Source organism: Hymenobacter koreensis, from assembly GCF_039541855.1.
GTDB lineage: Bacteria > Bacteroidota > Bacteroidia > Cytophagales > Hymenobacteraceae > Solirubrum > Solirubrum koreensis.
On sequence record NZ_BAABHA010000002.1, the window covers coordinates 840,380 to 853,444 of the forward strand.

The 13,065-nt window shown below is 56.9% G+C and carries 11 protein-coding genes; 3 read left to right on the forward strand and 8 right to left on the reverse strand.

Annotated elements, in window-relative coordinates; all coding sequences use genetic code 11:
• Nucleotides 1–77: 77 nt before the first annotated feature.
• From ABD903_RS06525 to ABD903_RS06560, 8 genes are all read right to left on the reverse strand, one after another.
• Nucleotides 78–1,412, reverse strand: coding sequence for a PQQ-dependent sugar dehydrogenase (locus ABD903_RS06525; RefSeq protein ID WP_345222435.1), 1,335 nt, complete (start codon nt 1,410–1,412; stop codon nt 78–80).
• An 84-nt stretch (nt 1,413–1,496) separates the two neighbouring features.
• Nucleotides 1,497–2,435, reverse strand: coding sequence for a TraB/GumN family protein (locus ABD903_RS06530; RefSeq protein WP_345222437.1), 939 nt, complete (start codon nt 2,433–2,435; stop codon nt 1,497–1,499).
• A gap of 63 nt (nt 2,436–2,498) precedes the next feature.
• Nucleotides 2,499–3,332, reverse strand: a complete 834-nt coding sequence (locus tag ABD903_RS06535) for a phosphosulfolactate synthase (RefSeq protein WP_345222439.1) — start codon at nt 3,330–3,332, stop codon at nt 2,499–2,501.
• 131 nt (nt 3,333–3,463) lie between these two features.
• Nucleotides 3,464–4,861: a tetratricopeptide repeat protein gene (locus ABD903_RS06540; protein WP_345222440.1), complete on the reverse strand. Its 1,398-nt coding sequence runs from the start codon at nt 4,859–4,861 to the stop codon at nt 3,464–3,466.
• A 76-nt stretch (nt 4,862–4,937) separates the two neighbouring features.
• The gene (locus ABD903_RS06545; protein WP_345222442.1) at nt 4,938–5,954 is read right to left on the reverse strand and encodes an NAD-dependent epimerase/dehydratase family protein; all 1,017 of its coding nucleotides are present in this window, start codon (nt 5,952–5,954) and stop codon (nt 4,938–4,940) included.
• A 95-nt stretch (nt 5,955–6,049) separates the two neighbouring features.
• The gene (locus tag ABD903_RS06550; protein WP_345222444.1) at nt 6,050–6,802 is read right to left on the reverse strand and encodes a tyrosine-protein phosphatase; all 753 of its coding nucleotides are present in this window, start codon (nt 6,800–6,802) and stop codon (nt 6,050–6,052) included.
• A gap of 12 nt (nt 6,803–6,814) precedes the next feature.
• A complete protein-coding gene (locus tag ABD903_RS06555) occupies nt 6,815–9,301 on the reverse strand; it encodes a GumC family protein (protein WP_345222446.1) in 2,487 nt (828 codons plus the stop codon).
• A 53-nt stretch (nt 9,302–9,354) separates the two neighbouring features.
• Nucleotides 9,355–10,320, reverse strand: coding sequence for a polysaccharide biosynthesis/export family protein (locus tag ABD903_RS06560; protein ID WP_345222447.1), 966 nt, complete (start codon nt 10,318–10,320; stop codon nt 9,355–9,357).
• A 248-nt stretch (nt 10,321–10,568) separates the two neighbouring features.
• Here ABD903_RS06560 and ABD903_RS06565 point away from each other — a divergent pair, with 248 nt between their 5' ends.
• The 3 genes from ABD903_RS06565 to ABD903_RS06575 all read left to right on the forward strand — a co-directional run bounded on the left by ABD903_RS06565 (nt 10,569) and on the right by ABD903_RS06575 (nt 13,035).
• Nucleotides 10,569–11,708 carry an acyl-CoA dehydrogenase gene (locus tag ABD903_RS06565; RefSeq protein WP_345222448.1) on the forward strand — a complete coding sequence of 380 codons (1,140 nt, stop codon included), beginning with the start codon at nt 10,569–10,571 and terminating at the stop codon, nt 11,706–11,708.
• Nucleotides 11,709–11,792: 84 nt separating this feature from the next.
• Entirely contained in the window at nt 11,793–11,984 is a 192-nt protein-coding gene (gene rpsU / locus ABD903_RS06570; protein ID WP_151079822.1) for a 30S ribosomal protein S21, read from the forward strand.
• 163 nt (nt 11,985–12,147) lie between these two features.
• A complete protein-coding gene (locus ABD903_RS06575; protein ID WP_345222451.1) occupies nt 12,148–13,035 on the forward strand; it encodes a tyrosine-type recombinase/integrase in 888 nt (295 codons plus the stop codon).
• Nucleotides 13,036–13,065 lie beyond the last annotated feature (30 nt).

The following is a 13,065-nucleotide window of genomic DNA, read 5'->3' on the forward strand; positions in this document are numbered from 1 at the left end:
AATAGTATGGTACACAGCAAACGCAACAAGCCGGACCTTGCGGACCGGCTTGTGCTTAATAACTTAATTCCGTGCTGCTACTTTGTGGCGGCCACGCGCCACACGGTCTTGCCTGCGTCGTCGGTTACCAGCAGGGCTCCGTCGGGCAGGGGGGTTACGCCCACGGGGCGGCCGTACACCTCCTTGCTGTTCTCGGTGCTGATGAAGCCGGTGAGAAAGTCTTCGGGCTTGCCGCTGGGCTTACCGTTTTCGAAGGGCACAAATACCACCTTGTAACCTGAAAAGGCCGACCGGTTCCAGGAGCCGTGTTGGCCAATAAACGCGCCGTTGCGGTACTTCTCGGGAAAGGCATCCTGCTTGTAAAAAGCCAGGCCCAAGGAAGCGGTGTGGGCGCCCAGCGGCACTTCGGGCACTAGGGTTTTCTGCACCAGATCGGGTCGTTCGCCTTTGCGGCGCGGGTCCTCGTTGGCCCCGAAATAGGCGTAGGGCCAGCCATAAAACCCGCCCGGCTTCACGCTGGTCAGGTAATCGGGCACCAACTCGTCGCCTAACTCGTCGCGCTCATTCACAGCCGTCCAGAGCTGCTGCGTGCCGGGCGCCCAGTCCATGCCTACGGGGTTGCGCAGGCCGGCGGCATACACCCGCTCGCCCGAGCCGTCGGGGTTTATTTCGAGGATGTTAGCGCGGCGTACCTCTTCTTCGGCTCCGTGCTCCATTACGTTCGAGCCCGAGCCCACGCTCACGTAGATCTTCGAGCCGTTGGGATGGGCCACCAAATTGCGCGTCCAGTGGTTGTTGTAGCCACCTTTCGGCAGATCCAGGATTTTCTGGCCCGGTCCGCTGATTTTGGTTTGGCCGACCTTGTAGGGAAAACGCAGCAATCCGTCGGTGTTGGCCACGTAGAAATAGTCGCCGAGCACGAGCATGCCGAAGGGTTGGTTCAGGCCCGTCAGGAACGTGGTACGCACATCGGGCTTGCCGTCCTGGTTGGTATCGCGCAGCAGCGTAATACGGTTGGCGCTGGTTTTGTCCATCGACTTCGATGGGTCCAGGTTCAAGGCCTCGGCCACTTTTTTCTTGACGGTAGTGGGAATTGTGTTCGACTCCACCACCAGCACGTCGCCGTTGGGCGTTACGTAGGCCCAGCGCGGGCTGTCGAAGTCGCGGGCGTAGGCCGTTACCGTAAAGCCGGCCGGTGCAACTGGCGCTTTGCCTGCGGGCCAGCCTACCACTTTGCTGAAGTTTCGCACCGATTTGGTGGCGTAAGGAGCCGGTAACAGTACCTCGGAGCCCGCGGCGGTTTCCACGGTAGCAGGCAATTCGTCCTGGGCTGCGCGCTTGTTCTTTTTTTCTTCACTGCAGGCTGTCAGCAGCGCCAGAGCCGCTACAAAGCCGAAACGATAACTGGTCATTGGTAAGAGCTTAAGTAGAGTCTTCTCTTACTGCTAAGCTACCAGATGGTTACCTGGACAAGTATTAAGTACTTGACGCACGGCTCAAGGCCGCAACGGGACAACTACTGGCTCAATTTTATAACCTTGCTGGCGCAGCAACTGCAACACACCAGTAGCACCACCCAAATGGGCTGCTCCCACTGCGAAAAAACTGGGGCGCGCGGCCATCCAAGTCTTCATTTTGGGTATCCAATCCTGGTTGCGAACCGCTAAGTCAGCGGTTTCTGCTTGATTGGTTCCGAGCCGTGGATCGGTGGCCATGCGGTACAACGCGTCCACATTTTGCTGCCGATACGTAGTGACTAATTGCTGCATCAGCGGAGGAATAGAGTCGTAGGCAAGTACAGCTCGGACCAAGCTCTTGGCTTGCTGCTTTGGCGTTGCGCGTTGCAACGAGGCCATTTGCCACTCAACGGTTTCTAAGCCCTCTACTTCTTTGCTTTGGGCCTTGGCCAGTTCCATCAGCTTCAACTCATAGCTTACCGGCGTGCAAGACAAGGCGGTACTGTACACCACAGACTCCGTAAGCACCGGATACACACTTACATACGCCCAAATAGACTGGTTCAGCCGCTCGCGGAAGAACTGCTTCAGCACATTAAACTCGCGCTGTTTTAGCAACCGCCGTAACGAAACTCCCATCGGTAGCTGGCTAGCGCGCCGGGTTCTTTTCGCGAAATCGGGCGCATCCATATCCAATTCCAGTACAAGTTGCTCGCTGCTACGGAGGGCCTGTATCATTTCGTCGGTTACCGGCGCATCGTCTGGACACAGCAAGTGCATGGTACCAAAAACGTACGAGGACTGTGGTAAACCGGAACCTGAAATGCGCCACAGAAGCGTATTGGCTTGGTTATACGAGGCCGTATCGGTCGTAGAGGGCCTACTTTGAGCAAGCAAAGCCCGAGGCATTACGCTACTACAAATCAGGACGCACAACAGGATAAACCACCGCGCGAAACAGGGCAAGTAAATCATCATCTTAAAAAATAGAAAAAGGCTGCAGAAGTGTTGTGCAGCCTTTTTTGTTACTGAGACAGGATTTTACCCGCGTGGCATCGATGTGCCCGGCTTGCCGGGTGTCTTTACTTCGGGCTTGAACATCTCGTCCACGTTGTCCATGTCGAGGAAGTGCGTGAACGTGTCGCCGCGCAGGCCCAAGCGAATGGTTTCGAGGCTCACGATTTCGTTCGGAGCAATGTTGCCCAGGTTCACGTTTGCACCCAGCATCTTGATAAACCACACTTGCTGTGCCTTCTGCGGAGCTTCCCACAGAATTTTCTCGAAGGGAATCTGCGTCAGGATTTCTTCCACCAAGCCCGAGCGAACCTCGCCGGTGCTGCGAAACAAGCCTACGTTACCGGCTTCGCGGGCCTCGCCGATTACTTTCACGGCGCCGGCTTCCAGCTCTGTACGCATCTGCTGAATCCATTTGTAGGGCGGGATGATTTTTTCCGCATCCTTCGAACCCACTTCCGACAGCACTTTCACCTGCCCCGACAGCTGACGGATGAACTCCAGCTTTTGCTCGTGCACGAGGTCAATGGAGCCGTCCGATACCTCAGCGTACTCCATTCCGAACTGGTCGAGTAAGCGACGGTAGTCCTCGAACTGTCCGCGAATGATAAACGCCTCGAATAGCGTGCCGCCGAAGTACACCGGAATGCCCGCCTCTTTGTAGGCATCCAGCTTGCGCTGCAGGTTACCGGTTACGTACGACGTCGCCCAGCCCAGCTTCACGATGTCAGTGTAAGCAGCGCCTACCTCCAGGAAGTCTTCGACTTCGCGCACGCTCAGGCCTTTATCCATAACCATGGTAAAGCCTTGTTCGCGGGGTTTGGCGGTGCGCTCGGGTAGCTGCGAGAGGGAGTAGTTCATTGGAAAACGGGTGGCAAAGGGTGGGCCAGCCAAACGGTACGAACACAAACTAGCCGGACCAGTGGGCCTCTCAGAAGAAGCACGCCAGTCCGGCTAGGTTGGTGCGTTAACAGTGCGGCAAAGCAGTCAGGTTATTTTCGGTATTGGTCGATCAGGCGAGTGAGGGCGCGTTGCTGTTCCAGTTCCGGGAAGTACTCGAAGAGCAAGCGGTGCTTGTCGAAGTCCAAAAGTAGGGCATTTTCCAATACGTCGTAGGCCTGGCGGTAACGGCCGGCCGCTAACAGGTAGGCGCAGAGGCGGTACTGCAGGTCGGCGTCGGCGGGCTGCAGGTCGGTGGCGGTGCGCATCAGGTCAATGGCCGCATCGAAATTGCCTTGCTCGTAGAGAATGGCGCTCCAGTTAATCCACGCTTCCGGCGTATCCGGCGACACTTCCGTGGCCCGTTCGTAAGCTTCGATGGCGCTTACCACGTTGCCTACCTGGTACTCGGCGGCCGCCAGGGCCTGCCAGTACTCGGCGCTTTCGTCGTACAGGGTTACGGCCTTGCGGTAGAAATGCAGGGCCTCGAACCACTTTTCCTGGGCGTCGAGAATCACGCCAATACCAAACCAAGCCTCGTCCATTTCGGGGTCGAGGTCGATGGCTTTCTGGTAAAACAGGCGGGCCTTCTGCCAATCGGCCAGCTTTTCGTGGCACTCTCCAATGTTGCACAAGGCCTCGGCCGTGGGCTCCCCGGCGGGGTAACTCAGGTCGAACTCCTCGATGGCGCGACGGTACTCTTCGCGGCTTACATAGGTGCTGGCCAGGTAAGAATGCGCCTCGTAAAATTTAGGGTCGATGACGATGGCGTACTCGAAAGCATCGGCTGCGTCGTCGTAGCGGCCGGCTTTGTAGTAGGCCTGTCCCAGGTTATACCAGGCAATGGCCGAGTACGGGTCCTCGTCGGTGAAACGGCGGAAAAATTCCAAGTTCTTCTCCAAACGCCCCGATACTTCGAGGCAGTAAAGTAGTTCCTGAATGGCCGCGTCGTTGTCGGGGTTAATGCGCAGGCTCTGCTTGTAGTTGCGGGCCGCGCTCTTGAACTTCTGCCATTGCTGGTAGGCCAAGCCAAGGTTGAAATAGATATCGTCGCGGTCAGGTGAGCGGGCAATACCCTGCTCGAAGTAGCCCACGGCGGCGGCAATATCGCCGCGCTGGGTGGCAATGATGCCGCGCGTAACGGCTACGTCGGCATTGTCAGGCTCGCGCGTGGCTACCTCGTCAATTTGCGCCAGGGCTGCGTCGTACTCGCCGCGCATGGCCAAAACCTGGGCGCGGTCAACCAGTAACTCGTTGGAAAAAGGGTATTGGGCTACGGCCGCCTCGCAAGCTTGCAGGGCGCGGTCATAAAGAGTATTAGCCGTGTAATGGTCGATCAGGGTTTCAAAATCACCCAAATCAAAAAAGACCGGTTCGCCCTCGTCCATCATGCGCTCAAAACGGCGCACGGTGGCCAGGATTTCGTCCCGCTCTTCGGATGGTTCGTTCATTCTCATGCTTTCAGCGTCACTCCGGCGGGCCTACGAAAGACCAACCGGCATTTCCCATTACGGCGTATCGTATGGGCTAGGATACAACAACCGCGCCCGGGGCAGCGGAGTTCGGTAGGGCTGCCAAACCGGCACAACACCACCGAATTGTTTCCGCTACGGGCCGGAATGCCAGGCCGGCGGCGGCTTCGGCTTTGCTGGCTTGGTATTCCACCGGCCGGCGGCTGGCCCGGGCGGTGTCTTTGGTAATGAGTGGCCTGGAGCCGGTTATCATGCCCCGCACATGTTCCAAGCGCCAGATTACTTCGGCGGCCCAGTCGGGTACGGCCACGGTGGGCGGCTTTTTGCCAAAGCAGGCGGCGGCCTGGGCAAAAAACTCTTTCAGCGGTAAGCTACCGGCACTCAGCACGTACCGCTCGCCGGTTAAAGCGGGTCGGTCCAGCGTCAGGCGCAGCATGAAATCCACCACGTCGCGTACGTCCACAAAATTAACGCTTCCGGGCGTGTAAAACGAATGCTCTTGGTGGGCGTAGCGAAACAAGCGGGTGCTGCTGCGCGTCCAGTCGGTAGCGCCCAGCACCACCGATGGGTTCACGATGATGGCATTCAGCCCCTCGGAAATACCGCGCCATACCTCCAACTCGCCCAGGTACTTGGAAGTGGCGTAGGCCGAATGGCTGGCGTTCAGGTCCCATTTAGCCGTTTCGTCCAGCACGTTGCTGGTGGCCGTTTCGGGCAGCCCGCCCAATGCCGCGACGGACGACACGTGGCACAGCCGTAAGCCTTGGCGCTCCACGCAGGCATCCACCACGGCAGCCGTGCCTTCGATGTTGACTTGTTTGAGCAGTTCTTCATCCTGCGGCGCGTAGGATACCACGCCGGCACAATGAAATACGGTCGTCACACCGTCCAAGGCTTCGCGCAGCAAGCTGGAGTCGCGTACGTCGCCTTCCCGCCAGTCTACTTGCTCTGCCCCGGAAACATGGGCAGGAATTTTCTCCCGGTACAGCGCGCGTACGGGCAAGCCCCGTTCCAGCAGAGCCGGAATCAGGTAAGTGCCAATCAAGCCGCTGCCACCGGTAACAAAAATCATAGAAAGGAAAAGCTCAATGGTTGGGCCGATGAAGACTGCTTCTGTAACCGACTTGCCGGCCGATTAGCTTGTCAGCCCTTCTCCGGATAACCATTTTACAACGTGGAGTTCAGCAGCGGCAAGGCCAGTAGCTTGGGCAGGTATTCCGACTGCAGCACGCGGCGCAGGGCATCGGTGTGCTTGAGGTGGTGCATGTCGGTACCGGCCAGGTCTACCAAGCCCGCATCAATGAGCTTTTCCGCTACGCGCTTGGCGGCCGGCGAGTAGTACCCAACGAGGGAGTTCAGGTTCACCTGTAACAGCACGCCTTTTTCCCGAATCCGCTGCAGCTCGTCGAACTTGCTGTACAGATAGGTGTAACGCTCTGGATGGGCCAATACGGGCTGATAGCCGGCCGATTTCAACGCAAACACGATGTCGGTGAGGTTGAAAGGCTCGTTGATGTAGGACGTTTCGAACAGCAGGTAGCGGTTCTCGCCGCCGAAACTCAGCAGTTGCTGGCCTTCTTCCAATTTGCGCACCAGGCTGTCGTCGAGGTAATACTCAGCGGCGCACTCTAACTCCAGGTCGATACCGTGCTCCGTGGCGGCGTTGCGCAACAAAACCAGCTTTTCGCGAATCCCCTCGGGCGTGTTGCGGTAGAAGTCGCCCATGATGTGGGGCGTCATAATCAGCTTGCGGTAGCCCAGCTCGCGCATATGCTGCAAAAGCTCCACCGACTGCTCCACGGTTGCGGCTCCATCGTCGAGGCCGGGCAGCAGATGGGAGTGCATATCGACTCCCAACGCCGCCAACGACGTTAGCGCCGCCTCCGACCGGCCAAAGAGCTTTTGAAAGAATGAAGCCATACGGGCGGCAACTTACGAAAAGCGACGCCGCAAGCGAGCTAGCAGGCCCGTGGGCGCTTTGGTTTCCTCGTAATAGCCGTAACCGGTGCCGTAGCCATAGCCATAGCCATAGCCATAGCCGTAGCCGTAGCCGTACATGCCGCCGGCGCGGGCATCGTTCAGAATGGTGGTCAGCTTGCTAAAGCCGCCGGTTCGCACCAGCTTGTTAATGTTCTTGAGGAAGGACTTTTTCGAGTAGTCGGCCCGCACGATGTAGATGGGAATATCCACCTTTCGCATGATCAGAATGCCGTCGGTAACGAGGCCCACGGGCGGGGTATCAATGATAACCACGTCGTAGGTCTGCTGCAGATACGCCAGCATCTGATCGAACTCCGGGTGCAGGATAAGCTCCGATGGGTTGGGCGGCGTAGGGCCCGCTGAAATAAAGTCGAGGGTTGGAATGCTCGTCTTCTGAATGCACTCGTCGATGGAGTGGCGGTTGATGAGGATGGTGCTGACGCCTTTGGTATTTTCGGCCTCGAAGGCCAAGTTTACCTTGGGTTTGCGCATGTCCAGATCCAGGATAATCACCCGCTGATCCGACAAGGCAATAATACCGCCCAGGTTTACCGCCACGAAGGTTTTGCCTTCGCCCGAAATCGTGGAGGTAATGGAAATCATGCGCTTGGTCTTGCGCGAGGAGCTCATGAACTCCAGGTTGGTACGAATCGAGCGAATGGCCTCAGAAATAGCCGATTTGGGGTTCTTATCCACAATCAGCTTCGATACAGCCAGCTTCTCCTTGTCGTATGAAGGCACCACACCCAGCACCGGAGCCGGTGTGCTGCGCTCCAGCTCTCGGATGTTGGTAACCGTATTGTGCAACATGTAGCGTGTACCCACCAAGCCCAAGCCCAGCACAATACCCGTTGCCAGCCCAATGGCGTACACCATCAGTCGAACCGGGGAAATGGGTCCCAACGGCATTGAGGCCGGCGCCAAAATCTGGAAGTCGGGTGTTGTGCCGGCTTTGGCAATGCTGAACTCTACCTTCTTGTCCATCAGCATTAGGTACGACTTCTCGTACAGCTCGAAGGGACGACGCAGGCGGGCCAGTTCGGTCTCTTTTTCGGGCAACTGATTCAAGCGAGCGTCCAGTTCTCGTTGCACTTTGTCGAGGTCCGCCATTTCGCTTTGCAGCAGCTGCTGAGCACCCCTAAGCAAGTTCCGGATACTACGGCGGGTGTAGTTTAGAGCCTCCTGGCGCAACTGCACAGCCGTGGTCGTCGGGCGGTACGATTCAAGCAAGCGGTTCAAGTCGGCTTGCTGGTCGTTTAAAACAGCTACCTGCTGAGAAATCTGGTCGTTCTCCAGACGCGCAAGGGCTGGTACGCTTTCCTCAAGGGTAGCACCTTCGCGTACTAATACCCGATTCTCATCTACCACACCAGCAACTTCGGCCAGCGCCCCAAGCTTGCGGCGCAACTCCTCGCGCTCCTTTTGCAACTCGGCCATCTTTTCCGTGATGCCCGACACATCGGAGCGCACGTCATACGTCTTGTTCCGCCGGACAAAATCCTGCAGGGCCTGTTCTGCCTGCTGAAGTTTACTGCTGTTTTCGCCCAGCTGACTTTCCAAGAAGGCCAGCGTTTGCTGCGAGGCTAACGAGTTCTTCGCCAGCTTTTCCTGCAAATACAGCGTGTCAATCTTGTTAACGATGTCGTGCGCCTTCAGGGGGTTGTGGTCCTTAAAGGAAATACCGATGGTATTAGCCTCAGGATTGATGATTTCGACGACTAGGTTCTCATCAAAATACCGCGACATGGCGGCGTCATCGTTAACGATGAAATAGTAATTGGGCTTGGTCTGCTCGGCATCGAACCGGCCGTTGCGGTATACCGTTAGCTCCAGCTGCGGCGTGTTAATGGGTTGCCCAAACCGATATTCATTGGTAACCTCTTGGGTTCCCTCCTGGTAACTTAACCGAAAGCGGGTGCTATCCAGAAAGTTAAGATTGATCTTGCGGTTGTAGAGTCGGTTGTCCTTTAACCGATACGCCACCCGAAAGGGGGACGTTTTGTATAACTCGCTGGCCAGCACTGTGCCCTCGGTGTAATAGTTCACATCGAGGTTCAGGGAGTCGCGCAGCCGTTGGTAAATCAAGTTGGATTTTATCAGCTCTACTTCGCCAGCCAAGTTTTTAGCCGTCTGCCGCGTATCGGCTGCTTTGCCCACTCCCTCTAGCCCTAAAACTCCTGCTTGGGTTTTCTGGTCAATTTTAAGGGTAGAAGAGGATTGGTAAACAGGTGGCGTGTAGCGCAAGTAGAGCCACGCAGCACCCAGCCCGAGCCCAATCAGCAACACCATCCACGGCAAGCTACGCCGGGTTACCATCAGCAAGGTGGCTATGTCTAGCCCACCGCCGGTATCTTCCTCTACTTCTTCGCCGCCAGCGGAACGAATCAACTCGTCCAGTTCCGCTTCTTTATCTACTGCCATAGGTTCAGAAAAACGCATAACCGTTGGAAACGAACGGAAGTACCCGTTGCTTTCCTTTGCGGATATTCCCGCTACAGCTTTCTTATTAAGAAAAGGGTGGTAACAAATCCGGTAATGCTGCTCACCAGGCCCAGCACAGGCCCTACGTCCTGCAACGCTTCGAAGAAAGGCCGTCGTACGGGCTCAATGTAGACTACATCATTGGGCTGCATACGCAGATTTGCCCGGCGCATACCCGCAACGGTAGTGAGGTCTACAATTTGTACTTGCGCCGTTTTCAGGTCGCCATTGGGTGCCGGTCGAATCAAACGGATGTTATGGGCCCGACCGCCACGCGACATAATGCCGTTATTACCGCCACCAGCTGCCGCGCCACCGTCTACCCCGCCCACTATGGCCAAGACCTCGAGCAGATTCATGTTCTCGTTGGTCATGGGAACCACCGCGCCGCCGGGTGTACCCAGCACGATGATGCGGTTATTGGTAACTCGTGATTGAACAAATACACCCTTGTAGAACTGCTCGTAACGCACTTGCAGCACGCTATCGAGTTGTGGTACCGTAAGTCCGGTTACAGGTACCCGGTATACGACGGGTAACGTTACGGTTCCGTCGGGGTGCACCAAGTAATCCAGGCTCGTCGCACCACCCGTGCCCGCTCCACCCGCTGCGGCACCTATACCGGGCCGGTTAGGCAAGCCAGTGGTAACCCGAGCCGACGCACGCGTATTGGCCCCGGTTGTGTTGGTGGCTCCTCCCGGTGAACCAAAACCCAATTCGCCGTTAGGATCGATTAGCCGCTCACCTTGGTTGGTATACACCCGCACTTCCAAATAATCGTTGGGCCGGATGCGGTACGTTGCCGCTGCCTGCATGATGGCGCCTTGCAAGCGGGTGGTATCGGGGCTCGTGCTGGCCTCGGAACGGAAAAGGATGTTTTGCCGGTAAGCGCGTGAAGAGGCACAGGAGCCAAGCAGGGCAAGCAGTACGGCCAGAAGCGGCAGGCGCAGGGCGCGGGGCAAGAAGGTCGAGTGCATGAAAACCGGCAGACCGGCGTGGGGGTTACTGAAAAAATAGGGAGCGGCCACAACAACGTTGCAACGTGGCGGTTTGTCCCAAAAACCTTCAAAGAAACCGAATTAAAGGCCTCTATCAAAATACGGGCTTGTCTGACGTAAGTCCTATCGTGGTATTCGGACCACAATTTTTGTACCTTCGCCAACCCAAAATCGGCTTTTACGAGCCGTACCGCCCCGTTTGTTTTCCCATCTCTTTCCCCAACTCCATGGAACTGGTAGCTACTGAAAACCAGACAATGATTGCCCAGATGGTGCGCGATTTTGGCGCAACCCACATCAAGCCCAAGATGCGCGAGTGGGACGACACCCAGGAATTCCCGGTGGACGTGTTCCATAAACTGGGCGAGCTGGGCCTAATGGGCGTACTGGTTCCTACTGAATACGGCGGCGCCGGTTTCGGTTACACCGAGTACGTTACGGCCATTGCCGAGCTGTCGAAAATTGACCCCAGCATTGGCCTCTCGATGGCGGCACACAACTCGCTATGCACCGGTCACATTCTCCAGCACGCTTCCGAAGAGCAAAAGCAGAAGTACCTGCCCAAGCTGGCTACCGGCGAATGGATTGGGGCTTGGGGCTTGACGGAGCCCAATACCGGTTCCGACGCCGGTAACATGCGTACCACCGCGGTGCTCGACGGCGACCATTACGTGCTGAACGGCGCTAAGAACTTTATTACCCACGGCAAAAGCGGCAATGTGGCCGTGGTTATTGCCCGCACCGGCGAAGTAGGTGACTCGCACGGCATGACGGCCTTTATTATCGAGCGCGGCACGCCGGGCTTCTCGGCCGGCCGCAAGGAAGACAAGTTGGGCATGCGTGCCTCCGAAACGACTGAGCTGATTTTCACCGACTGCCGCGTGCCGGTAGAAAACGTAATTGGCAAAGTAGGCGACGGATTCGTGCAGTCGTTAAAGGTGCTCGACGGCGGCCGCATCAGCATTGCCGCGCTGAGCTTGGGCATTGCCCAGGGCGCTTTTGAGGCCGCACTGCAGTACTCCAAGGAGCGCCACCAGTTCAACCAGCCTATCAGCAGCTTCCAAGGCATCAGCTTCAAGCTGGCCGATATGGCCACGGAAATTGAGGCAGCCTCGCTCCTCACCTACCGGGCGGCTGATATGAAGGATCAGGGCCTGAGCGTGAACCGCGAATCGGCTATGGCCAAGCTGTATGCATCGGAAGTGTGCGTGCGCACTGCTAACGAAGCTGTGCAAATCTTTGGCGGCTACGGCTACACTAAGGACTACCCCGCCGAGAAGTTCTACCGCGACTCCAAGCTTTGCACCATTGGTGAGGGTACCTCGGAGATTCAGAAGCTGGTAATTGCCCGTACCATTCTGAAATAGCGGAACTTGCACGGGGCTTGCATTGTAAGAGCTTGGCTATTACCTTTGCAGCCCTTAACTCTGAAACTCACGCTTTCTTTTTTTATGCTCATCGTCCAAATCAAGGAGAACGAGTCGGTTGACCGCGCCCTCAAGCGTTTCAAGAAAAAATTCGAACGCACGGGCGTCCTGAAAGAACTGCGTCGTCGCACGTTCTTCCAGAAGCCGTCCATCACCAAGCGCAAGCAGCGCCAGAAGGCCGCCTACAAACAGGCGACCTACGGTGAGCAGAACTAAGTAGCGTTTGGGCTACCGGCAACGGCAGCACTTCTCTACCCCGACTTTCCCGGCTAGCCGGCCTTGCACAAGCAGGGCCGGCTAGCCGTTTTTTTATGTTCGTTTTGTGGCGGCGGTTTCCTACATTGGCTATCCGCCCGCTGCTGTTGCCGCGGTATTTTCTATGGAGGCTTTTTTCGATTTCCTGCGCTTCGAGCGCCGCTACTCGCCGCATACCGTCACGTCCTACCGCACCGACCTGCGGCAGTTTGAGCAGTACCTCAAAACCACCTACGACCTACCCGACGCCTCCACCGCCGACCACCTGCTCATCCGCTCCTGGATTGTGAGCCTGATGGAACAGCAACGCGATGCGCGTACCGTAAACCGCAAAATTGCCTGCCTCCGCTCCTACTACAAGTTTCTGCTGCGCACGGGCGTGGTGGCGCGCAACCCCATGCTGCGCATCACGCCGCCCAAAATGAGCAAGAAGCTACCCGATTTTGTGTCCGAGGACCCGCTAAACGGGCTGCTGAACAGTTTCGAGTTTACCGACGACTTTGTGGGCCGCCGCGACCAACTGGTGCTGGAAATGCTGTATGGCACCGGCATCCGTTTGGCGGAGCTTATTGGCATTCGGCACGAAGACGTGAGCGTTTCGGCGCGCACTGTGCGGGTGACAGGGAAGGGCAACAAGCAGCGCATCGTGCCACTCAACCCGTCGCTCATTCAAGTTATCGAGCAGTATACCCAACAGAAAGCCAAGGAGTTCGGAACGACGGACAACGCCGCCGGACCCCTCCTCGTTACGGATAAAGGGCAGCCTGTTTATCCGCTTTTGGTATACCGCACCGTGAAACACTACTTAGGGCTTATCACTTCCGCACCCGGCCAGCAACACCCGCACGTGCTTCGTCACTCGTTTGCCACGCACCTGCTGGGCAAAGGCGCCGACTTGAACGCCATCAAGGAATTGTTGGGGCATGCCAATCTTGCCGCTACCCAGGTGTACACGCACCTAAGCATTGATAAACTGAAAGCCGTTTTCGAAAAGGCTCATCCCAAAGCCTGATTTTTTCTTTCTTCTACCCAAAACATCCAC